18 protein-coding genes are annotated in these 21,983 nt (G+C 65.7%); 12 read left to right on the top strand and 6 right to left on the bottom strand.

Annotated features, from left to right (window positions below):
- Positions 1-758: amidohydrolase family protein (locus CHB74_RS16865; protein WP_144033834.1), on the bottom strand; the 758-nt coding region annotated here is incomplete at its 3' end.
- Between the two features lie 128 nt (positions 759-886).
- Between CHB74_RS16865 and CHB74_RS16860 the strand changes: the two genes are divergently transcribed.
- From CHB74_RS16860 to CHB74_RS16845, 4 genes are all read left to right on the top strand, one after another.
- On the top strand, positions 887-1,567 hold the full coding sequence (locus CHB74_RS16860) for a TetR/AcrR family transcriptional regulator (RefSeq protein ID WP_245842990.1): 681 nt from the start codon (positions 887-889) through the stop codon (positions 1,565-1,567).
- 99 nt (positions 1,568-1,666) lie between these two features.
- Complete coding sequence (locus tag CHB74_RS16855; RefSeq protein ID WP_089220768.1) at positions 1,667-2,857, top strand: molybdopterin molybdotransferase MoeA; 1,191 nt, start codon at positions 1,667-1,669, stop codon at positions 2,855-2,857.
- A 57-nt stretch (positions 2,858-2,914) separates the two neighbouring features.
- Positions 2,915-3,595, top strand: coding sequence for a transcriptional repressor LexA (lexA, locus tag CHB74_RS16850; protein WP_089220767.1), 681 nt, complete (start codon positions 2,915-2,917; stop codon positions 3,593-3,595).
- A gap of 447 nt (positions 3,596-4,042) precedes the next feature.
- Complete coding sequence (locus CHB74_RS16845; RefSeq protein ID WP_089220766.1) at positions 4,043-7,051, top strand: TonB-dependent receptor plug domain-containing protein; 3,009 nt, start codon at positions 4,043-4,045, stop codon at positions 7,049-7,051.
- 47 nt (positions 7,052-7,098) lie between these two features.
- On the opposite strand, the gene CHB74_RS16840 is transcribed toward CHB74_RS16845, so the two are convergent.
- Positions 7,099-8,019: a LysR substrate-binding domain-containing protein gene (locus CHB74_RS16840; RefSeq protein WP_089220765.1), complete on the bottom strand. Its 921-nt coding sequence runs from the start codon at positions 8,017-8,019 to the stop codon at positions 7,099-7,101.
- 115 nt (positions 8,020-8,134) lie between these two features.
- Here CHB74_RS16840 and CHB74_RS16835 point away from each other — a divergent pair, with 115 nt between their 5' ends.
- The 8 genes from CHB74_RS16835 to CHB74_RS16800 all read left to right on the top strand — a co-directional run bounded on the left by CHB74_RS16835 (position 8,135) and on the right by CHB74_RS16800 (position 17,550).
- The gene (locus CHB74_RS16835; RefSeq protein ID WP_089220764.1) at positions 8,135-9,001 is read left to right on the top strand and encodes a pirin family protein; all 867 of its coding nucleotides are present in this window, start codon (positions 8,135-8,137) and stop codon (positions 8,999-9,001) included.
- A 108-nt stretch (positions 9,002-9,109) separates the two neighbouring features.
- On the top strand, positions 9,110-9,751 hold the full coding sequence (locus CHB74_RS16830; RefSeq protein ID WP_089220763.1) for a hydrolase: 642 nt from the start codon (positions 9,110-9,112) through the stop codon (positions 9,749-9,751).
- A gap of 1,041 nt (positions 9,752-10,792) precedes the next feature.
- On the top strand, positions 10,793-11,410 hold the full coding sequence (locus CHB74_RS16825) for a LuxR C-terminal-related transcriptional regulator (RefSeq protein WP_245842989.1): 618 nt from the start codon (positions 10,793-10,795) through the stop codon (positions 11,408-11,410).
- Between the two features lie 246 nt (positions 11,411-11,656).
- Positions 11,657-12,658, top strand: coding sequence for an esterase-like activity of phytase family protein (locus CHB74_RS16820; RefSeq protein WP_089220761.1), 1,002 nt, complete (start codon positions 11,657-11,659; stop codon positions 12,656-12,658).
- Complete coding sequence (locus tag CHB74_RS16815; protein WP_144033833.1) at positions 12,651-13,946, top strand: hypothetical protein; 1,296 nt, start codon at positions 12,651-12,653, stop codon at positions 13,944-13,946. The genes CHB74_RS16820 and CHB74_RS16815 overlap by 8 nt, the downstream gene beginning before the upstream one ends.
- Positions 13,947-14,004: 58 nt before the next feature.
- Positions 14,005-15,510: a lipopolysaccharide biosynthesis protein gene (locus CHB74_RS16810; protein ID WP_089220759.1), complete on the top strand. Its 1,506-nt coding sequence runs from the start codon at positions 14,005-14,007 to the stop codon at positions 15,508-15,510.
- A 91-nt stretch (positions 15,511-15,601) separates the two neighbouring features.
- Positions 15,602-16,690, top strand: a complete 1,089-nt coding sequence (locus CHB74_RS16805; protein ID WP_089220758.1) for a GNAT family N-acetyltransferase — start codon at positions 15,602-15,604, stop codon at positions 16,688-16,690.
- On the top strand, positions 16,687-17,550 hold the full coding sequence (locus CHB74_RS16800) for a hypothetical protein (protein ID WP_089220757.1): 864 nt from the start codon (positions 16,687-16,689) through the stop codon (positions 17,548-17,550). The genes CHB74_RS16805 and CHB74_RS16800 overlap by 4 nt, the downstream gene beginning before the upstream one ends.
- On the opposite strand, the gene CHB74_RS16795 is transcribed toward CHB74_RS16800, so the two are convergent.
- Genes CHB74_RS16795 through CHB74_RS16780 form a run of 4 tightly spaced genes read right to left on the bottom strand, consistent with a single transcriptional unit; the run spans position 17,543 to position 21,907 of the window.
- A complete protein-coding gene (locus CHB74_RS16795; protein WP_089220756.1) occupies positions 17,543-18,652 on the bottom strand; it encodes a glycosyltransferase family 8 protein in 1,110 nt (369 codons plus the stop codon). The genes CHB74_RS16800 and CHB74_RS16795 overlap by 8 nt on opposite strands.
- Complete coding sequence (locus tag CHB74_RS16790; protein ID WP_089220755.1) at positions 18,649-19,746, bottom strand: glycosyltransferase family 4 protein; 1,098 nt, start codon at positions 19,744-19,746, stop codon at positions 18,649-18,651. Before CHB74_RS16790 ends, CHB74_RS16795 begins: the two co-directional genes overlap by 4 nt.
- On the bottom strand, positions 19,743-20,606 hold the full coding sequence (locus tag CHB74_RS16785; RefSeq protein WP_089220754.1) for a glycosyltransferase family 2 protein: 864 nt from the start codon (positions 20,604-20,606) through the stop codon (positions 19,743-19,745). Before CHB74_RS16785 ends, CHB74_RS16790 begins: the two co-directional genes overlap by 4 nt.
- On the bottom strand, positions 20,606-21,907 hold the full coding sequence (locus CHB74_RS16780) for a glycosyltransferase family 4 protein (RefSeq protein WP_089220753.1): 1,302 nt from the start codon (positions 21,905-21,907) through the stop codon (positions 20,606-20,608). The genes CHB74_RS16785 and CHB74_RS16780 overlap by 1 nt, the downstream gene beginning before the upstream one ends.
- Positions 21,908-21,983 lie beyond the last annotated feature (76 nt).

Below are 21,983 nucleotides of genomic sequence, written 5' to 3'. Positions count from 1 at the left end.
CTTCGGGCTACGCCCTCACGCCACTCCCCCCGGCATGTAACACCGTGGCCTGGTTTTACGCCGCCGAATGGCCGACTTTTGCTCCGCCGTTGACATTCGGCATCGTCGGCAAGCTGCGTCGGCACGGGGCGATCGTCGCCGTCATGGTCGAGCAGGTTGGTCGAAAGGCCCAGTGCGCCGGCCTGGAGCGCATCCTCAAGCAGTTCGCACATCCGTTCGACTTCGAGCGGGGTCGCGGTGCGTTCCCACGCGTCGAGGCCCATGGCGGCCAGGCGGATCGCGATGTGGCCGACATAAGCGGCATAATTGAGCGGAATCTTCACCTTGGACGTCATCGACGCCTTATATTCGCTCCACTTGCGCCAATCCCAGGGAAGCTGGTTGACGAAGGGTTCCTCGGCGATGTCCTCGAAGAAGGAGAAGATCTTCACGACCTCGTGGTTGGCGGCCTTGTTGTCGGTGATCGGCGCGGTCGAAAAACCGCAATTGCCCATGATCAGCGTGGTCGCGCCATAGCCGGGCAGCGGGTTGAGGCCGTCGTCCCACCACATCGCCGCATCGAAATGGGTGTGCGCCTCGATGAAGCCGGGCGTGACATAGCAGCCCGATGCATCGACCACCCGCTCGTCAGCGCCGCGCGCGGCAAGATCGGCGCCGATTTCGGCGATCGTGTCGCCGGTCACGCGCACGTCCGCCTTATAGGCCGGCGTCAGCTTGCCATCGACGACGGTGCCGCCCTTGATCAGAAAATTCGCCATGGTCCTCTCCTCGATTGTCATCCCGCTCGTTGTCGCTTATCGCGGGGCCGAATCTTAGTTTCTGTTATTTAGTAATTGGCGTAAACTAACTCATGACAAGCAGCAAGGGGCGCAAGGGGATGGTGGCCATGGCGAATGAGGCGGCCGTTATCCCGGTCCGTGGCCGCCCGGCGGTGCTTTCGGCCGAAGCGATCGTCGAAGTCGCGCTGCGGCTGCTCGACGCGCATCCGACCGCGGAGCTTTCGATGGCGAAGATCGCGCGCGAACTTTCGGTCTCGCCGCCCGCGCTCTACCGCTATTTCCCGACACGCACGGCGCTGCTCAACGCCATGTCGGCCGAGATGTTCGCCGATTTCCCGGCCCTGCCCGCCGACCTGCCCTGGCGCGATCAGCTGATCCGCTGGCAGAATGATGTCGCCCATCTTTATGAACGCCACCATGGCGTGATGATGCTGATGGGCTGGGACGATCAGCTGGCCGGGCCATGGCTGCGCGTGCAGATGCCGGTGCTCTCGCTGTTCCACAGCCTTGGCTTCACCAAACTGGCGCTGGTGGAAACGACCAGTTGGTTCCTCGCTGCCACGGTCGGCCTGATCCGCACCTATCTGGCCACCGATTCCGAAGGGCTCAGCCGATCGGACATGATCGAATTCGGCGACGGGCTGGACCATCTGACCCCGGAACAGCGCGCGCTGACCGAGGAAACCCGCCAGTGGATCGCGCAGGGCGACGCCAACCGCATCCTCAATCTCGGCTTTGAGGCTCTGGTTGATGGGGTCGAGCGGGAACTGGCCCGGCTGAAGCGGTAATCCCGCCGCCGCATGATTGCGGGGCTTCAAATGGAGCGGCGGCGCTGCCATGCTGGTCGCCGTGAACCAGACCCCATCGATCGCCGAACATCGCCCCTGATGGCCGATCTCATCCCACTCTCGGAAGCGCAGGCCCGCCTGCTCGCACTGGGCGTGCCGCTGCCCGAGGAAAATGCGGCGCTGGCCGACGCGCTGGGCCGCTGGGCCGCGCGTGACATCAAGGCGATCCGCACCCAGCCCGCCGCCGATCTTTCGGCGATGGACGGCTATGCGATCCGTTTCGCCGAAATGCCGGGGCCGTGGCGCGTGGTCGGCGAAAGCGCCGCAGGATCGGGCAGCGCGCCGGCACTGGCGCCGCATGAGGCCGTCCGCATCTTCACCGGCGCGCCCGTGCCCGCCGGCGCCGACGCGATCCTTGTGCAGGAAGAGGCCGCCCGCGAAGGCGATCGGCTGGTGCTTGCCGGCGGGGGCCCGCCGCGCGTGGGCGCGCATATCCGCCGCGCCGGCGGAGATTTCACGACCGGCGACACGCTGATCCCGGCGGCGGCGCGGATCACGCCCGCACGGATCGCGCTTGCCGCCACCGGCGGCCATGGCGCCCTGCCGGTCCGGCGTCGCCCCCGGATCGCATTGCTATCCACCGGCGACGAACTGGTGCCCGCCGGCGCGGCCACGCCCGGTGTGTGCCTGCCATCCTCCAACGCGCCGATGCTGGCCGCGATGATCGCAGGCGAAACCCCCGCCATCGTCGAGGATCGTGGCATCGTGCCCGACGACCTTGCCGCCACCACCGCCGCCATCGCTGCAACGGCGGGCGTCGACATCCTCGTCACCACCGGCGGCGCTTCGGTCGGCGATCGCGATTTCGTGCGGCCTGCGCTGGAAGCCGCCGGCGCGGCGATCGATTTCTGGCGGGTCGCGCTCAAGCCCGGCAAGCCGATCATGGCCGGGCGGATCGGCGACACCATCGTGCTCGGCCTGCCCGGCAACCCCGTGTCCGCCTTCGTGACTGCCCGGCTGTTCCTGCTGCCGCTGATCCGCCACCTCGGCGGCGCGGGCACCCCCTTCGATCGCGCCCGGCCGATGCGACTGGCGGCCCCCCTGCCCGCCACCGGCAAGCGCGCCGAATATCTGCGCGGCCAGCGCGTTGGCGCACGCATCCGCCCGGTAGGTTCGCAAGACAGCGCGGCGCTCGCCGCGCTGGCGACGTCAGAAGCGCTGATCGTCCGCCCGCCGCATGCGCCGCCAGCCCAGCCGGGCGACGTCGTCATGATACTGCCCATCGCTTGACAAGAAGCGTTCCGTTTCCTACACGTTCCCCGTTCGTTCCTTGACCCGGGGTTCGCGATGCTGACGCGCAAGCAACATGAACTGCTCTCCTTCATCCATGATCGGCTGGCCGAAACCGGGGTTTCGCCGTCGTTCGAGGAGATGAAGGATGCGCTCGATCTGAAATCGAAGTCCGGCGTCCACCGGCTGATCAGCGCGCTCGAGGAACGCGGCTTCATCCGCCGCCTGCCCAATCGCGCCCGCGCGCTCGAAGTGCTGAAGGTTCCCGAGCGGACGACCGCAGCGAAACCCGCGCCCGCGCCGGCCACACCGGCCATCCTCAAGACACCTGCACGCAGCCTGCCGACCGCAGCCAATGACGTGCTCGAAATCCCGCTTCACGGCCGCATCGCCGCCGGCCTGCCGATCGAGGCGCTGGAAGGGCAAAGTTCGCTGTCCGTGCCTGCCGCGCTGCTCGGCCCGGGCGATCATTATGCGCTGGAAGTGTCCGGGGATTCGATGGTCGAAGCCGGCATTCTCGACGGCGATTTCGCGCTGATCCGCCGCACCGACACCGCCCGCGATGGCGAAATCGTGGTGGCGCTGATCGACGACGCGGAAGCGACGCTCAAATATTTCCGGCGCGAAGGCGCCATGGTCCGCCTCGATCCAGCCAACCGCGCTTATGATCCGATGCGCTACCGCCCCAACCAGGTCCGCGTTCAGGGCCGCCTCGCGGGGCTCATCCGGCGCTACTGAGCGCATCGCGGCGTTCGCCATGCGGTCGGCCATATCGTCCGTCAGCATGGTGAGCGAGCGGCGTGGCCGCAGACGGGCTCGGGCGAGCGCGCCCTGGCCCCGGCCATCGCCGGCAAGATCGAGCAAATGACCACTTACATCGGCAGTCGAATGGGCCGCCACGCGACATGTGAAGAATATCTCCCAAGACCCTCTGCAATAACGAACCAGACCGGGCAAATAGCCCTCCGGTATCGCCCCAGATATGGCCCGCCATGTCGTTTGCCGAAATATTTCGGCCGTTCGTCGTCCACATGATTCCCAACCGCAACGATCGGCGCAACCTGTTGCACGAAAACATCGGGCGCAGGGACAAATCACCGCCAGCGCCGCTTGGGCCGGACAGAACGGATCGAAACGACCGCTCCGGCGTCATTGCGGACACGGACGCCGAAGGGAGCGACCGACATGACCTGTTCGACCATGAAGCCGCGTCTGCTGCGCGGCCTTTCGCAAATGGCCCTGATGATGCTGGCCTTGCCGGCCTTCGCACAGGAACAGACCGCCGATAGCGACAATGCACCGGCAGAGGACATCATCGTCACGGGATCGCGCATCGCGCGGCCACAAACGGATTTCCCCAACCCGATCACATCGGTGACGGCCGCCAATATCCAGGAATCCGGCCGAACCAACCTCACGGATTTCCTGATCCAGACCCCGGCGCTGGTCGGATCGCAAACCAGCAATGCGAATGCCGGCTCCAATGCGGCGATCGGCACCAGCGGCCTTAACCTGCTCAATCTTCGCAATCTGGGCGAGGCCCGGACATTGGTGCTGGTCGATGGCCGGCGCCATGTTTCATCGCTGCCGGGCACGGCTGCGGTCGATATCAACACCATCCCGCTCGATCTTGTCGAACGGGTCGATGTGGTGACGGGCGGCGCATCCGCCGTTTACGGCGCGGACGGCGTGACCGGCGTGGTCAACTTCATCACCAAGAAGGATTTCGAAGGCCTGCTGGCGCGCGGCCAGGTTGGCATTTCCGGGCATGGCGACGCCGGCAACCGCTTCTTTTCGGTAACCGGCGGCAAGAACTTCGGCGATGGCCGTGGCAACATCACGCTCAACTATGAATATGACAGCGAGGATCGGCTGGAAGCCTATGATCGATCGCGGAACTTCTCGCGCAATCGCACGACCTTCCAGAACAACCCGGATGACCCCGATGACGATCCCAATATCCCCGACAACATCCCGCTGAAGGACATCCGTTTCTTCGACAGCGCACGCGGTGGTGGCATCGACGTGGATTTCGATGGGGTGCCGGACTTCCGGGCAGACGGATCACCCTGGGATCCGGGCAGCTTCGTGCCGCCCTTCTACCAGCAGGGCGGCGATGGCACGCCGCGATCGGATTATATCGGCGATCTTTTGCCCGATATCGAACGGCATAATGTGAATGCGCTGTTCCGCTACGAGATTTTCGACGGGATCGATTTCTTCGCGCAGGGCAAATATGTGAAGACCAAGACCTTCACGATCAGCCAGCCGACATTCGATTTCTATTCCTGGATCCAGCCGGACAACCCCTATCTTCCGGCCAGTCTGCGCCAGCTGGCGCTCGACAATGCGAGCAACCCGGACAATCCCGTGCCCGGTCAGGCAGGGGTGCTGCTCAATCGCGACAATTTCGACCTGGGCACGCGGGGCGAAGATGTCGATCGCGAGACGATCCGCACCGTCGCGGGCTTCAATGGCGACATCAACGAACACGCCAAGTTCGAATTCAGCTATGTCTATGGCCAGACGAAGGTGAAGAACCGGCAGATCGGCAATCGCTATAATGACCGCTTCTACGCGGCCATGGATGCGGTGGACGAAGGCCAGTTCCTGACCGGCACGCCCAATGGCAATATCGTCTGCCGATCGAACCTCGATCCCACGGCGCTGCCGTTCCAGCCGATCGCCAGCCCCGGCATCACGAATTTCGGATCGTTCACGCCCGGCGCGGCCAGCGGCTGCGTGCCGCTGAACCCGTTCGGCGAAGGATCGCCCAGCCAGCAGGCGATCGATTGGGTGACGCTGACCAGCGTATCGCACGACAAATTGACCCAGCATGTCGTGTCGGGTTCGATCAGCGGCGATTTTGGCGACCTGTTCTCGCTTCCCGGCGGCGACGTGGCCTTTGCCCTGGGCGCCGAATATCGTCGCGAAAGCAGCAAATCGACCCCCGACCCGGCGGACACCGCCGGCTTCACGTTCAACAATGTGCTGCTGCCGTCCAAGGGCCATTATGACGTGACCGAGGTCTTCGGCGAGCTCAACGTGCCCGTGCTGAAGAACGTGCCTTTTGCCGAGGAACTCAGCTTTGGCGCGGCCATCCGCTTTTCGGATTACAGCACGATCGGCAAGACGACGACGTGGAAGGTGGACGGCGTCTACGCCCCCATCCGCGACATCACCTTCCGCGCGACATATGCGGAAGCGGTGCGGGCGCCCAATATCTCGGAACTGTTCGACCCGTCGAACCAGACGTTCGAGTTCATCGACGACCCTTGCGACATCGCCAATGTCAACAACGGCTCAAGTTCCCGCGCGGCGAATTGCGCGGCCTTGTTGACGGCGGCCGGGGCCGATCCCGCGGATTTCCAGGATCCCAATTCCGCGTCGATCCCGGGCACCGTGGCGGGCAATAGCAACCTGACCGAGGAAACCGCGAAGACCACCACGGCGGGCGTCGTGCTCCAGCCGACTTTCCTGCCGGGGTTCACCGCGTCGGTCGACTGGTACAATATCAAGATCAAGAGCGCGATCACCACCGTGACGGCGCAGCGACTGGCCGATCTGTGCGTCGATCAGGCGACGATCGACAACCAGTTCTGCGCGGCGATCACCCGGCAGGTTGGCGGCGCCAATGCCGGCGCGATCGATTCCTTCGCGCTGTTCCCCCAGAATGTCGCGAACTTCCACACCCGTGGCGTCGATTTCATGGTCAATTATCAGTTCGACACCAGCGACACCGGGCGGATGAGCCTCAACCTCGTCGGCGGCTATCTCGACAAGCTGACCTTCATCGGATCGCCCGGCGCCGACCCGTCCGACGATCGCAATGTTTCCGACAGCGTGAATGGCGGCCCGGCGCCGAAGTGGCTGTTCAACTTCGACGCGACGTGGAAGGAAGGCCCGCTGACAATCAATTACGGCTTCAACTATTTCGGCAAGACGCTGCGCTTCCTGCGCAGCACGACCGCCGGCGACGACGATTATGTCGAAGGGAAATATTTCAAGATCAAATCCAAGCAGGAACATGAAATCCAGCTCGGATACGACGTGACCGAAGAGTTCAACATTTACGCGGGCGTCAACAATCTGTTCGACGAGAAACCGGATTTCGCGAGCACCTTCTACCCGGTGTCGGCCGTCGGCCGCTATTTCTACGCCGGCGCCCGCGTGAAGCTGGGGAGCGTATTCTGATGGCGGCAACGCGGCGCACGCCGCCTGCCGTTTGAGGCCGCCGCCGTTCAGGGCTGCAGCGCATCATCCGCGATATTGCGCTGGGTGGCGCATTCCTGCGCAAAGAAATCCAGCAGGGCGCGGACCGAAGGCAGCAGCCCCCGGCGCGACGGGAACACCGCATGGACGATGCCGGCGGGCGGCTGCCATCCGGGCAGAAGCTGCACGAGCCGCCCCGCCTTAACGTCCGGCCAGATCAGCAAAGTCGGCAGTTGCACCACGCCAAGGCCCGCCAATGCGGCGGCCCGCAGGACGGTCATGTCGTCGGTAACGAGGCGCGGCATGTGTGGAACGCTGGCCCGCTGGCCGCCCGCGCTTTCCAGATCCCAATGATAGTCCGCGCGAACCGGCCCGAGATCGAGGCTGGGCAGGCCATGAAGGTCGGCAGGCGATGCCAGGGCGCCCGACACCAGATCGGGGCTCGCCACCAGGCATTGCCGGCTGTCGTCCAGCTTGCGCATCACCAGCCCGGTATCGTCGAGCGGCGGGAAGCGGACGCGGATCGCCAGATCGAAGCCCTCGGCGATCAGATCGACCGGGCGGTTGAGACTCTTGAGATGCACCTCCACCGCCGGGTTCGCCTTCAGGAAGCGCGCGATCAGATCGCTGAACTGGAACTGGAGCAGCCCGGCCGGGCACGCCATGCGGATCACCCCGCGCGGTTCGGCGCGCAATTCCGCGATCACCTGTTCGGCCGCCTGCGCCTCGACCAGCATGGCGACGCAGTGGCGGTAGAATTCCTGGCCGACCTCGGTGACCGAGAAACGGCGCGACGATCGGTTGAGCAGGCGAACGCCGAGCCGGTCTTCAAGCGCGAGGATGCGGCGGCTGAGCTTTGACTTCGGCTGCCCGATCGCCCGGGCCGCGGGTGCGAAGCCGCGATGATCAACGACTTGGACGAAATAATAGAGGTCGTTCAGGTCCTGCATCGTCCTACCAGTAGGACGCTGCGTCCGCATTGGCAATCTTTCGGCCGCAGCGTTGCAGGGGCATCTTCATCTCAAGGCCGGGGCAGGCATTTCAGGCCCCGCAAGGAGACGAACGATGAGCAAGGCTGTTCTTGGCCGCTACGGCAACAATCATGGCCATTGGGTGGGCGATGGCTTCCCGGTCCGCTCGCTCTTTTCCTACAATTCTCTGGGCCAGCATATCAGCCCGTTCCTGCTGCTCGATTATGCGGGGCCGCATTATTTCGCGCCCACGACCGATCGGCGCGGCGTCGGCCAGCATCCGCATCGCGGCTTCGAAACCGTGACGATCGTCTATGACGGTGAAGTCGAACACAAGGACTCCACCGGCAATGGCGGCGTGATCGGGCCGGGCGACGTGCAGTGGATGACGGCCGCCGGCGGCATCCTGCACGAGGAATATCATTCGCCGGCCTTCGCCAAGACCGGCGGGCCGTTCCGCATGGTGCAGCTGTGGGTCAACCTGCCGGCCAAGGACAAGATGGCCCCGGGTGGTTATCAGGGGATCGTCAGCGCCGACATTCCGGTGGTCGACCTGCCCAATGGCGCGGGCGTGGCACGCGTGATCGCGGGCGCGTTCGGCGGAGCCAGGGGGCCGGCACGGACCTTCACGCCGGTCAACGTCTGGGACATGCGGATGAGCCGCGATGCGGAACTGACGCTGCCGCTGCCGGAAGGCCACACCGCGATGCTGGTCGTGCTCGGCGGGCACCTGACGGTGGAGGGCGAGCATCAGGTCGGCGAGGCCGAGATGCTGCTGCTCGACCGCAAGGGCGAAGGGGCTCGCGTGCGCGCCGATGGCGATACCACGCTGCTCGTCCTGACCGGCGAGCCGATCGACGAGCCCGTGGTCGGCCATGGCCCGTTCGTGATGAACAGCGAGGCGGAGATCCGCCAGGCGATCGACGACTTCAACAGCGGCAAGTTCGCGCAGGCCGCCTGACCTTTCGACCCGCCCCTCCCCCTTCGGAGGTGCCGGGTCTGTTTCGGGGACGGCAGGCGCCCGGCCGATCCCCACCCCCACAGAGGGCGCAAGCGAAAGGAGCGAACCATGACCAGCGAAGCCATCCGCGATCCCAAGGCCGATCATCTGCTGACGCCGCAGAATTCCGCCTTCGTCATCATCGATTATCAACCCGTGCAGGTGAACTCGATCGCCTCGATGGACCGGCAATTGCTGATCAACAACATCGTCGGCTGCGCCAGGGCCGCGGTCGCTTACGGCCTGCCGATCATCCATTCGACGGTGAATGTCGAAACGGGGCTCAACAAGCCGCCGGTGCCGCAGGTGCGCAAGGTGCTGGCCGATTATCCGACCTATGATCGAACCAGCATCAACAGCTGGGAGGATGTGGAGTTTCGCAAGGCCGTGGAGGCAACCGGCCGCAAGAAGCTGATCATGACCGCGCTGTGGACCGAAGCCTGCCTGACCTTCCCCGCGCTCGACGCGCTGGAGGCCGGCTATGAAGTCTATGTCCCGGTCGACGCCGTTGGCGGCACCTCGCTCGCCGCGCACGATGCCGCGCTGCGGCGCATCGAGCAGGCCGGCGGCAAGATGATCTCCGTGCCCCAGCTCTTCTGCGAATTGCAGCGCGACTGGAAGCGCAGCGAGACCGTTCCCGCCTTCATGAACCTGTTCATCGAAACCGGCGGCACGGCCGGCATCCAGTTCGCTTACGACAAGGCCGAGTGACGGGTTGGGCGGTCCGCATCACCAATGGGCGCGGACCGCCGCCACTCGCGGCAACGGCCAGGCCAGCCCCTCCCCCGAATAGGCTAGATGGCAGTGCCGCATCATTGAGCCGCATCGGTCAGGCGGCATGATCGCTGATCGAGCGGCCATCCTGATGCACTGCCGCGAGTCGCGGGCCAGGCGCGCGCGGGTGCGCGCTTCCATTCGGCCGGGCGAGATTCCAAAGAAGTCGGCGCCACTACCTACACCATAAATCCGTTTATAACAGGATGATGACACCCATCCCCTGCCATGACGATCACAAGCGAAACAATTTTCGATCAATATTTTTTGCATCGCCTGGAAGTCAGCCGGCGAATTTTAAGCCTGCGCACTTCGCGATGCACAAAATCAGTCCTGCCACGGAGCGACAGTGAAGCCACCGACACAAGCGAACCCAATGTCTTACGCATCAACTGACACGAATATCAGCGACACAGAACGGCGCCCCTATAACCATGACAGTATGAGACACCATCACCAACGCCAGCACGCAAAGCGCCTGCGAATGCGCGCGACCCGAAACCTAGTTACGCCGAGAGTTTCAAATCGCGGAATCGTCCTAACATCACACGATAGAACCAATTTTATGGCCATCTGTACTATACCAAAAGGCACACACACCTGAAAAAACCTATAGAATCCTAAAGAGAGACAGATCGTGACTCCCCACCCATCTTGATTAATCGCGAACGTTAAGCGTATAATAACAATCAGCCTCGCTCCCCCTTCTCCACCGACCTGCCGAGTGAATTCGGCTGGCGAGGAGAAGTTTAGCCGAGTGTGAAAACAGCCGGGTGGCCGCTACGCGAACCAAAGGGGATATTAGTAAAATCGGCTGGGAGAACAGGTATGGGCCACCACTTGTGCCTCATCGGATCGAACGACATTTCTCGTGAAGGTCTATCGCACATTCTTCGGTCCGAGGGGTTCGATATTATCGGATCCTTTCAAGATGTCCGCGACATCAAAGACCTCGATCCAGACGCGCCCTTTCTTGCGTTGATCGACTATCCAGAGCCCGAACATCAGGTCGCCGCGCTCGACAAGATGCTCGCGCTGGCCCCTTCGGCCCGGGTGATCGTCCTCGCCGAATGCTTCGATCGCAAGACGGCGGCCCAGTTGTTCCGCTGCGGCGTGCATGGCTACATCACCAAATCGATGAAGTGCGTGCCGCTGATCGCCGCGCTGCGCCTCGCCGCAACCGGCGAACGGATCGTGCCCGCCGGGCTGCTCGAATTGCTCGATCGCCCCGCCGGCGCGCCCGTCGCCGAACATGATCTTGAGGATGCGAGGCTTTCGCCGCGTGAGCTCGACGTATTGTGCTGCCTGCTGGCCGGCCATTCCAACAAGATGATCGGCCGCCGGCTGGGCGTGTGCGAAGCCACCGTCAAGGTCCATGTGAAGGCCATCCTCCGCAAGCTCAACGTCCACAACCGCACCCAGGCGGCAATCTGGGCAAGTTCGCGCGGACTTGCCGGCCCCGATGCGGAAGAGGATGGCCCGGCATCCGCCGAGTGGGAACGCATCACCATGCCCAGCCAGGCCAGCGTGCTGAGCCGGGGGGTGATCACCCCGCAACGCTCAACCGCCGCGATCGGCTTGGGCATGGGCATCTGACCACCGGCGGCTGCGACTTCGCAGCGGGCGGCGCAGTGAAGATCGGTGTTCCGACCACCCCTTCACGGGCGACCGTCCGCAGCCGCTCCGCGCGTGCGGGAGAGGCTGCCGGCCGATGCCGCTGATCACGCTCCGCAGCCGGCGTTGACTATCGGCTGCGGCTGCCCGACCCTCCATCAGAACATGCCGGATCCGGTGCAGGAGGCTTGATTGCCGCAATTGCTACCGACTCATGGTGGACTGCGCGTGGCGGGGACGCTCGTGCTTGGCGCGATGGCAAGCGGCATTCTCCTGCTCGGGCTGATGCTCACGGTGCCGGCGGCCAAGGAAGCTGTCGTCACCCAGGCGCTGACTGTTCACTCCCGATTGTTCGATTCCCCCCATCGGCAGCCACGGGCCAAAGCGACGGTACCGGTCCGCTATCGCGCCATCGCGCTGCCGCCCCTCGCCGCCGGTCCGCTGAAACTGGCCGGCGCGTGGAAGGTGGAGGCGGATGAGCCCCGCTTCGGTGGAATTTCGGCACTGGCACTCGACGGCGCAAGCCTGCTGGCGCTGGCCGACACGGGCGTCGTGATCCGGCTGCCCCGGCCCGGAGCCAAATCCACCGATGCCACCCTGTGGGATCTGCCCGGCGGCCCCGGTTCGCCAAGGATCAAGGAAGATCGCGATTCCGAAGCGATTGCTGCCGATCCGCTCGGCCGCGGCTGGTGGGTGGCATTCGAGAACCGCGACCAATTATGGCTTTACGACCGCACGATCCACCACCCGCTCGCCCGGATCGAGGTGCATGATCCGGCGCTCGCCTTCAACTATGGGATCGAGGCATTGGCGCCCATGGCGAACGGGCTGCTGCTGCTGCCTGAAGCCGGCCAGTCGGCGATCGCTCTGGCCGGCCACCGCCGCATCACGTTTCCGGTGAGCAACGGCTTTGGCGCCGTGTCGGAGGCCGCAGCCCTGCCTGATGGATCACTGCTCCTGCTCGCCCGGATCGTCCGCCTGCGCGGGTTCGAGAACCGCCTTGTCCGGCTCGTCCGTCATGGCGATGGGTTCGAGACAGAGCTTTTGGCCCAACTGCCGATTGGGCGGTATGACAATATCGAGGCGATGGCGGCCGAACCCGCAGGCGATGGCCGAACGCGGATCTGGCTGATGACCGACAATGATCTCAGCCTGTGGCGCAGCACGCTTCTCGTCCTGCTTGAGATGGCGCCCATGCCACCGGCCACCGGCGCACGATCGCATGGCTGAGGGCGGCGCCCTGCCAATGGGCCGCCGGGCCTTTGCGACATCGCTGGTCGCAGCGGGCATGTTCGGCGCGGTTGGCGTGGGCGGCAAGCCACGCGCGACGGAACCCGACAAGGACATCACGCGACGGGCAGCCGACGTCGTCAACAGCTTCGGCGTGGCCACGCATATCGACTATACCGACAGCCAATATGCCGATGTCCGCAAGGTGATCGAAGCGCTGCATTACCTTGGCCTGTCGCGCGTGCGCGATCATGCGCCCGATCCGGCATCGGACCCGGTGGGGCAAAGCCACCTCCATGATGCGGCGGCGGCGGGAATCCGCTTCACCTTCGTTTCGACAGGCCATGACCCGGCCGCGCTCGTCGCGCGGCTGCGCGGATTTGTCGACCGCAGCCCAGGATCAATCCAGGCGATCGAAGGGCCCAATGAGGTGAACAACTTCCCCATCCACTACAGGGGCCTGACCGGCGTGGCGGCGGCGCAGGCCTATCAGGAGGAGATGTTCCGGCTCGTCAGGGCGGATCCGAAGCTGGCCCATATTCCCGTGCTCGCCTACACGAACTGGCCGCCAAGCTCGGCCAAGGCCGACTGGAACACGCTGCACTTCTATCCGCCCGAAGGCCGCCAGCCTTTCTTCACCATGCTGCGTGACAAGCAGGGGCAGGATCGCATCGATCCCGGACGCGATTTCGCGATCACCGAGGGCGGCTATCATACGCTGGTGTCCGCTGCCCAGGTCGGCGGCTGGGAAGGTGTCAGCAACGCGGTGCACGCCCGGCTGATGGTCAATTTCTACCTGGCGGCCGCCAAGCTCGGCGCGCGGCTCGTCTTCCCCTATCAGTTGCTGGATAGCTATGCCGATCCGGGCCTGTCCGATCAGGAAAAGCATTTCGGGCTGTTCGATTTCGCATTCCGGCCGAAGCCGGCGGCGATGGCCGTTCGCAATCTGGTGCGCATCCTCGACGATCGCCATCGCGACGCCACAACCTTCCCGATCGCGCCGCTGGATTACCGGATCGCCGGCCTGCCCCCCACCGCCCATGTCCTGCCGCTCCAGAAGGCCAGCGGCCAGCATATGATCGCGATCTGGAACGAACCGGATATCTGGGATGCCGCCGCGAACTGGCCCATCGCCGCGGCTGCCGTGCCGATCACGGCCGATTTCGGCCGGCAGGTGCAAATGGCACGGGTCCATCGCCCCGTCGCCGGGACGGTACAGGACATGCGTGCCGGGCAGCCGATCCGCCTGCTCCTCGCCGACGAACCGCTGCTGATCGAGCTCGGCTGACCCCTCCCCCAAAGGAGTAAGCTGCCGGAGCAGCTTGCCGCGCCGGCGCGGGGCGAAGATGGTCAGCCTTGTGCAGCAGCAGCCGGTGAACGTGAAACTTGGCGTGGCCCGCGGCGCGGCCGCGCTGGCGGTTACGCGGATGATCGTCAACGCCGCCGGCCTGCTGAGCCTGATCGTCCTTGCCTGGTTCCTGACACCGGAGGATTTCGGCGTCGCGGCTATCGCCATCGCGCTCGTCCAGCTCATCGTCACCATGACCGAGGTGTCGATGGAATCGGCCCTTATCCAGCGGCAGGAAATCACCACCGACCATATCGACACCGCCTGGACGCTCGCGCTGTTCCGATCGCTGCTGATCGCCGGCGGCTTCGCGCTGGCGGCCTGGCCATTGGCCCATGCCTATGGCGATCAGCGGCTGGCGGCTGTGTTCCTTGTCGTCGGCATCAGCAGCGCGATCGGCAGCCTGCCCAATCCACGCCTGGCGCTGGAAACGCGGTGGCTGCGCTTCGGCCCGCTTACGACCATCCAGATCACCGCCAAGGTCGCAAGCCTCGTGGCGTCGATCGGCCTCGCCATCTGGCTCCACAATTATTGGGCGATCGTGGCCGGCAGCGCGATCGGAACCGTGGCGGCAACCGCGCTTGGCTATGCCATCCTGCCCTATCGCCCCCGCTTCAGCCTGGGCAAGACGGGCGACATCCTGGGTTTCTCGACCTGGCTGTTCCTCAGCCAGACCTGCCGGGCGCTCAACTGGCGGCTCGATCAGCTGCTGGCCGGCATGGTTCTGTCGAAGAGCGACCTGGGCGCTTATTCGATGGCGGACAATCTGGCGATGCTGCCGACCCGCGAAGCGACCGCCCCGTTGGCGCAGGCGCTGTTTCCCGGGCTCGCCAATGTTCGCACCGATCCCGATCGGCTGCGCAAGGCCTATCTGATCGCGCAAAGCTCGATCGCGATGATCGCCTTGCCCTGCGCGATCGGGTTCGTGCTGGTGGCGGAGCCGATCGTGCGCATCGCGCTGGGTGAAAAATGGCTGATGATCGTGCCGCTGGTCGAGGTGATCGCCGGTTGTTACGCCATCCTGAGCCTGACGATCGGCACCGGCCCGCTGGCGACGGCCGTCGGCCAGACCCGCATGCTTTTCGTGCGCGACGCGATCAGCCTGGGCGTCCGCATTCCCTGCGTTGCCGCCGGCCTGATGCTGTGGGGGCTGCATGGCGTGGTCTGGGCCCGCGTGGTGGTGGCCGCGATCGACGTCTGCGTCGCGCTGGTACTGGTGCGCCAACTGGCGGGCGCCGGCATAATCGAGCAGCTTGCAAGCTATTGGCGGATTTTCGCGTCGACCACCGCCATGGTGGTCGCGGTGCTGGCGGTGGAGCGCCTGATCCCGCCGGGCTTGCACGAAACGCTGGCGGGGCTGTTCCTGCTGATCGCAGCGGGGGGCGGCGCCTATGCGGTGTCGCTCCTGCTGCTTTGGCTGGCCACCGGCCGGCGGCCCGGCACGGAAACCGAGCTGCTGAAGCTCGCCCGGATGCTGATCGCGCGGCGGCCCGCATCGACCTGACTACTCCTTGGGGGGGACCCCTCCAATGTGTCCTTCGCCGGCAGGCGCAACACCCCTAGGCTGCCCACCGGGACCTCTGATGGCGGAACCGATGACGACGATTGCGCAAGTCGAGGCGGGATGGCCGCCCCAGGCGGCACCCGCGGAGGGCATGCCGGCCCGGTTGCACTGGGACGGGCTGAAGCCGCCCCTGCGCACGCCGATGCATCATTTCATCTGGAGCCAGGCCTGTCTCGACACCATCTACCCGACGGCCCGGCCGCATATCTTGATGACGCGCGGCGGCATCGGCCCCTTCGTGCGGACGCGCGCCATCCCGACGCTCGTACTCGCCGGGGCCGAGGAACTGGCCGAGCCGATCGAGCCCGTCTACGAGGATGACGCCGCGGCCGCCGCGCTGGCCGACGCGGTGCTGGCAGAAGGCCTGCCGGTCCGCCTTGGCCACCCACCGGCAGAGACGCCGTTCGCCCATGCGTTCGCGGCGAAGGCAAAAGCCACCGGCATCGTCATCAGCCTGCCGACCGCCGGATCACCTTTCATCGATCTCGATCCCAGTTGGTGCGACGGGCTGGCGCGGTTCAGTTCGCGCCGCAGATCGGACTTCCGCCGGATGCGGGCACGCGCCGAAGCCGCCGGGCCGGTCAGCTTCCATTTCCACCGGCCGTCGCCTGCCGAGGCGGGCGCGCTGCTCGACAAGGCGATCGCGGTCGAGGAGAAGGGCTGGAAGGCGCGTGCAGGCACGGCGCTTGCTTATGATCCGGTCCAGCGCCGCTTCTTCCGCCGCTATGCCGAACTCGCCGCCGCCGATGGCATCTTGCGGATCAATTTCCTGACGATCGGACCGGCCATCGCGGCCATGCAGATCGCGGCCGAATGCGATGGCCGCTATTGGCTGTTCAAGATCGGCTATGACGAGCAATTCGCTCATTGTTCGCCGGGGCAGTTGCTGATGCTGGAAAGCATCGCCCGCGCGGCCGAAAGCGGACTTCAGGGCTTCGAATTTCTTGGCAAGGCAGCCGCATGGACCGGCTTCTGGGCCCAAACGGAACGGCCACGGGTGCGGATGAACTATTACCCGCGCAATGCTGTTGGCCTTGCCGCCTTCACCCGCGACGCGGCCGTCATCGGCCAGCGGCGGGTGCGCCGGTGGATCGCCGGAAGCGGGAAGCAAGGCGCGTGAAGGGGCTGGTCCGGCCATTGCTGAAGGCCGCCGCCCGGTCCTACGCCGCTGGCGAGACGATCGACGAGGCACTGGCCGTCGCCCGCATGGCCCACGCGCGCGGCTATGCGACCACATTATGCTACTGGCACGATCAGGCGGCGCCGGCCGAACAGGTGGCGGCCGAATATCTGCGGCTGATCGATCGGCTGGATGGCGGGCGCCTCTCGGCTCATCTGTCGGTCAAGATCCCCGGCCTCGGCAACCGCGCGGATCTTGTGCAGCGCGTGATCGCCGCTGCCCGCGACCGCAATATCCCGGTCGATCTCGATTCCCACGCGCCCGAACAGGCAGACGATGTCATCGCCGCGATCGAGGCCGTCGGCAGCGATGATCTGGGGATCGCCATCCCCGGCCGCTGGCGCAAGTCCGTCGATATGGCGCGATGGGCGGCCGGCAAGGGGTTGCGGGTGCGGATCGTCAAAGGCGAATGGCCCGATCCCGGCGCGCCCGATATCGATCCGGGTGCGGGTTATCGCGCGGTGATGGAGGCGCTTGCCGGCCATAGCCGTGAGGTTTCGGTCGCGACCCACAACCCGCTTCTGGCGCGCGACTGCTTCGCCCGGCTGGCCGCCACCGGCACGCCCCATGTGCAGGAACTGCTTTACGGCTACCCCATGGATGCCGCCGTGGCCGAGGCCCGCCAGGCCGGCGTCGCGACGCGCATCTACATCGCTTATGGCCATGCGTGGGTGCCCTACGCAATCAAGCGCGTCCTGAAGCAGCCGAAGGTCGCCTGGTGGCTGGCGCGCGATCTGGCCAGCGGCCGCCGCGACGGGCTTCCCGCGCCCGCGCTGTCCACCGGCAAGGCCGTCAGCTAAGGCCGATCAACCGGCCGGACGCATATCCCTGCAGCACCGATTCCGGCGGGCGGATGGGATCGCGCTCGCCAGCCGCCTCGGCCACCAGCGCCCGCACCATATCCTCCACATCGCGGCGGTTTCGGGGCGCCCAGGGCAGTTCCTTGTCGTCGGACCGCCGGCGCGGCACGTCGATCGCGTCGAGCAGAACGGGCGCATAAGCGGCGATGGTATCGCGGATCTTGGGCTTGAACCGGAATTTGAGGAAATCGAGCCGCGCGCGCACCCGATCCAGCGATGTCTGGCTGGCGACGAAGCCGGACCAGATCGTGTCCTGCAACTCATCCTGATACCAGCTGGCGGCATCGCGCCACCGTGGCGGCCGCCGCTTCGACCAGGGCTTGGTGGAGGTGTAATGTTCGAGGAAGGGCGGCAGGACGCCGCCGAAATTCAGATAGGTTTCGTGCAGGTTCCAGCGCGGATCGAGCGGCGTCCAGCGGCCTTCGAAGGCGTGGTTCAGCGCATCCTGATCGGGCGCTTCCTGGCAGCGATCGGGATGATCGGCAAGGAACCGGCGCGCCCGCGCCAGCGCGCCATCGGCAAGCGTGGCCGGCCAGTCGAACACCATCACGCCCGATTGCAGATAAGGCGCATCGCCCGACAGGAACAGTTCGCGGCGGCGCCGGCGGATATTGCCCGTCAGATAATAGATGAAATCATGGACCGCGCCGACTGGCATGCCCTTGAGATCGGTGCCGAACAAGCGATCGAGCGGAGCACGGATGCGGGTATCGGCATCGAAATAGACGAGGCGATCGAACTCCGCCCCGAACAGCTGGTCGAAATAGAGCCGCAGATAGGCCGCGCGGGGCCAGCGGCGGTTGATCGGCTGGGCCATGCGTTCGACGAATTCGGGCACGATGATCGCGACCGGAACGTCGAGCTGCCGGAAGAAACGCTCCCCCGCGTCGATATCATCCATGCTGACATCGCAGCAGACGAGATGGAGCCGGGCGTCGACATCGGGCGGCAGATGCTCCGCGACCGATTTGAGCTGGCAGCAGGCCGCCGGGAAGTAGCCATGGTCGGTGGTGGTCGCAATCGCGATCGTCCTGCGTGTCATCGCTGCCCCGCGACCTCCATGACGACATCCATCAACTGCTCGCCCGCTGCACGCCAGGTGAAGCGGCTGGCCCTCTGGCGGCCCTTGACGATCTTGCATTCGCGCAGCCAGGGATCGGACCGCAGCGTCCGAAACGCGTCCCGCCAGCCGGCCGGATCGTCGACGCCGGCATAGAGCGCGGCATCGCCACATACTTCGGGAATGGCGCCGGCGGGGCTGGCGACCACCGGGCAGCCGCTCAGCATCGCTTCGACCAGCGGCAACCCGAAGCCTTCGGTTCGTGATGGAAAAGCGAGCGCCAATGCGCCGGCCATCAACCCGCGCAGTTCGCCGTCGGTGGGCCGGCCCGCATGCACCGCGCCTTCGGGAACCGGCAGGCCAGCCGCCTTCAACTGCTCCAGCTCCGGCCCGACGATTACCAGCCGGGTCGGGTCCATCGCGCCGTCGGCAAAGGCCTTGAGCACGACCTGGATATTCTTGTGCGGATTGGTGGGACCGAACAGCAGCACATAGGAACGATCTTCCAGCCCGAGCCGGGTGCGCAGGGCCGGGCTTGCCGTTACCGAGAGGATGTGATCGCCGCCATTGGGCACCACCCGCGTATGCTCCTCATCAGCGATGCCGAACAGGTGGAGCATCCGCCGCGAATATTCCGACACCGTGAGGACGGCGCGGCTGGAACGCGCCATCGCCGGGACGAGCCAGCGATAACCGAGGCGCAGGCGCAACGAATAGCCGCAATCGGGGAAGCGGAACTGCGCGTCATGCACCATCATCACCTTGCGCCGATGCGCGACCGGGGCAAGGTTGGCGAGGTTGATCAGCACGCCATCGGCCGCCTTCGTCGGCAGGATGAACTGTTCCCACAGCTGGCTGGTGCGGGGCTGGTTGCGCCGCTCGATGATTTCCAGCGGCGGCACCCAATCGGCATCCTCGGGCGCCAGCAGCACCGCCTTCGGGCGATCCCGATCCGGCATGGCGGCCAGCAGCGCATCGCATTCGCGGATCAGCCGATCGGCAACGCGGTGGACACCGCAGTGGATGCCACCGCTGTAGAATTTGCCGTTGAAATAGAGTGGCAGAGGCTGCGTCATAGCTGTTCCGCCCGCTGCGGATCGAGCCTGCCGCGCATCAGATCGGCCACGGCGAGCAGGTTGCCCGCCAGACGGCCGCGCCGGTCGATATGCGCCTCCGGCCAAAGGCTCCGCACGAGGTTGGCGGCGAGATTGCGGGTGAGCATCCGGCGGCCGTGCTGCAACGGCATCGTGCCCTTGCCGCACAGATAGACGATGTTCGCGACCTGCGAATAACCGAGCTGGCGCCCGGGCGATCGGGCGCTGCGCACGCCAAGATGGATGCCCGCCACCTGCGGCCCGCTGACCAGCCGGCCGCGACGGGCAAGCTGGCTGGTGAAATCGATATCCTCCTGCCAGCCATAAAGCGGCAACCGTTCGTCAAAGCGCAGGCCAATGGCGGCGGCCATGCTGATCGCCATGTTGCAGCCATAGAGGGATTCGCGTTCCCAGATGCCGCATACCGGGCGTTCGCCGCGATCGAGCCGCGCCACGGCATCCTCGAACGGGATCGGATCGCCAAGGATGCCATCGGCGACGAGCGTGCCGCCGATGCCGGCAATCGCGGGATCGGCGCTCATCCAGCGTTCCACCTGTTCCAGATAATCCCGCGCGGGCACGAAATCGTCGTCGAGCAGCACCGCCACATCGGCGCCGTCCGCCAGATGATCGAGGGCGACATTGCGCTGAACGCACGAGCCCCGGCGCGAGAACAGGATTTCCGGCCGCAGCCGCGATTGCTCCATCCCGGCAATGTCGTCGCTGCCGGTGACGACCACGACCACCCCGTCGGGCGGGCGCGTCTGATCGGCAAGGCGATCCACCGCCTTGGCGAGGATCGCGGCGCGGCCAACCGACGGGATCACGACATGGATACGCATCATGATGCTCCGACACTGGCGAGCACGGGGCCGGCATCCGGCGCCGTATCCGCCGTCACGGCTTCCACCGCAGCCGCCACCGCCCCCGGCCCCCCGGCGAGAAGCCCGGAATAGGCGGCCAGCAAGCCATCGATCCAACGATCGAACGGCAGGCCGAGATGGCGGGTGTCGCGATAGGCCGCGACGCTCATCGCCTGCGTTCGCGCGGGATCATCCGCAATCGCCCTAATCGCGGCGGCGAAGGCGTCGATCGCGCGCGGATCGACGGCCAGGCCCGCGCCGGCGGTTTCGATATCGCCGGCCAGGAAAGAGGTTTTCGACGCGATGACCGGCAGGCCGCTCCACAACGCCTCCACCGCCGAAAGCCCGAACGGTTCGGTGGCGAGGCTGGGCATCACCAGCATGCGCGACGCCCGTGCATAAGGTGCGATGTCCTCATGCGGCAGCCAGCCAACGAAGTTCATTTCAGGATAGCCGGCCTTCAGCGGCGCCAGCCGCTCGCCCCCGCCAATGGCGGTCAGCCGCACACCCGCGCGGCGGCACGCTTCGGCCGCCAGTTCGATCCCCTTGGTCGTTTCCATCCGGCCGACGTAGAGCACGTTATGATTGGCCTCCGCTGCGATGCGATCGGGCGTATAGGGCACAACCGGGTTGGCCAGCGTCACCATGCGATCGTCATTCACGCCCACGGCGCGCAGCGACGGGCGCATACCGCCGTTGATGAGAAGCTGGACCGGCGCCTGGCCCGCACCGATAAGCCGCCACTGCAGCATGTGCCGGGCCGATCGCCAGATCTTGTGGGCATGGCTGCGGCGATCGCAGCGTGCGGCAAGGCAAGCGCCGCTCATCGGCGTTCGCGGGCACGGCGTATCGGCGACATAATCGTAGATCGAGATATTGGGGCAGGCGAGCGAGAAGTCGTGCGCGGTCATCAGCACCCGATCGCGCACCGGCGCCAGCGCGGCGAAGACCGACGGCGACAGGATCTGCAACCAGCCGTGGAGGTGATAGATCGTGCGCGGCGTGTCATTCGCGCGGATCCATTCCGCCGTGCGGCGCACCGTCGCGCGGTTGTAGAGGCCGCGCACGCTGTTGGTCAGCGGGCTGTCGAGCAATCGCCTGTGGCCGAGCGCCACGCTCTCCACGCCCACTGCCGCGCCGGGGCCGTCGCCATCGTCGCCACAGACCATCGTCACCGCATAGCCCCGGCGCCGGAAGGCGAGCGCGGATTCCACTGCGAGCAGCGAAGCACCACCCTGCGGGTGGCTCTGGTCGGTGAGAATGACAATGCGTTCGATCATTCGAGCATCGCAGCCGCTGGCGCTCCCCCGGTTCGCATCGCCATGATAGGCAGACCGGGCGGCGGGCACGAAGGGC

The sequence above is a fragment of the Edaphosphingomonas laterariae genome (genome assembly GCF_900188165.1).
GTDB lineage: Bacteria > Pseudomonadota > Alphaproteobacteria > Sphingomonadales > Sphingomonadaceae > Sphingomonas_E > Sphingomonas_E laterariae.
This window is presented reverse-complemented; position numbering and strand designations above follow the sequence as displayed.

What these genes read in the sequence shown, in the direction of transcription:
- CHB74_RS16780 (WP_089220753.1), bottom strand. Translation starts at nt 21,907, where the DNA reads ATGATCGAACGCATTGTCATTCTCACCGACCAGAGCCACCCGCAGGGT.
- CHB74_RS16790 (WP_089220755.1), bottom strand. Translation starts at nt 19,746, where the DNA reads ATGACGCAGCCTCTGCCACTCTATTTCAACGGCAAATTCTACAGCGGT.
- CHB74_RS16845 (WP_089220766.1), top strand. Translation starts at nt 4,043, where the DNA reads ATGACCTGTTCGACCATGAAGCCGCGTCTGCTGCGCGGCCTTTCGCAA.
- CHB74_RS16855 (WP_089220768.1), top strand. Translation starts at nt 1,667, where the DNA reads ATGGCCGATCTCATCCCACTCTCGGAAGCGCAGGCCCGCCTGCTCGCA.
- CHB74_RS16815 (WP_144033833.1), top strand. Translation starts at nt 12,651, where the DNA reads ATGGCTGAGGGCGGCGCCCTGCCAATGGGCCGCCGGGCCTTTGCGACA.
- CHB74_RS16785 (WP_089220754.1), bottom strand. Translation starts at nt 20,606, where the DNA reads ATGCGTATCCATGTCGTGATCCCGTCGGTTGGCCGCGCCGCGATCCTC.
- CHB74_RS16810 (WP_089220759.1), top strand. Translation starts at nt 14,005, where the DNA reads ATGGTCAGCCTTGTGCAGCAGCAGCCGGTGAACGTGAAACTTGGCGTG.
- CHB74_RS16830 (WP_089220763.1), top strand. Translation starts at nt 9,110, where the DNA reads ATGACCAGCGAAGCCATCCGCGATCCCAAGGCCGATCATCTGCTGACG.
- lexA (WP_089220767.1), top strand. Translation starts at nt 2,915, where the DNA reads ATGCTGACGCGCAAGCAACATGAACTGCTCTCCTTCATCCATGATCGG.
- CHB74_RS16840 (WP_089220765.1), bottom strand. Translation starts at nt 8,019, where the DNA reads ATGCAGGACCTGAACGACCTCTATTATTTCGTCCAAGTCGTTGATCAT.
- CHB74_RS16835 (WP_089220764.1), top strand. Translation starts at nt 8,135, where the DNA reads ATGAGCAAGGCTGTTCTTGGCCGCTACGGCAACAATCATGGCCATTGG.
- CHB74_RS16860 (WP_245842990.1), top strand. Translation starts at nt 887, where the DNA reads ATGGCGAATGAGGCGGCCGTTATCCCGGTCCGTGGCCGCCCGGCGGTG.
- CHB74_RS16805 (WP_089220758.1), top strand. Translation starts at nt 15,602, where the DNA reads ATGACGACGATTGCGCAAGTCGAGGCGGGATGGCCGCCCCAGGCGGCA.
- CHB74_RS16795 (WP_089220756.1), bottom strand. Translation starts at nt 18,652, where the DNA reads ATGACACGCAGGACGATCGCGATTGCGACCACCACCGACCATGGCTAC.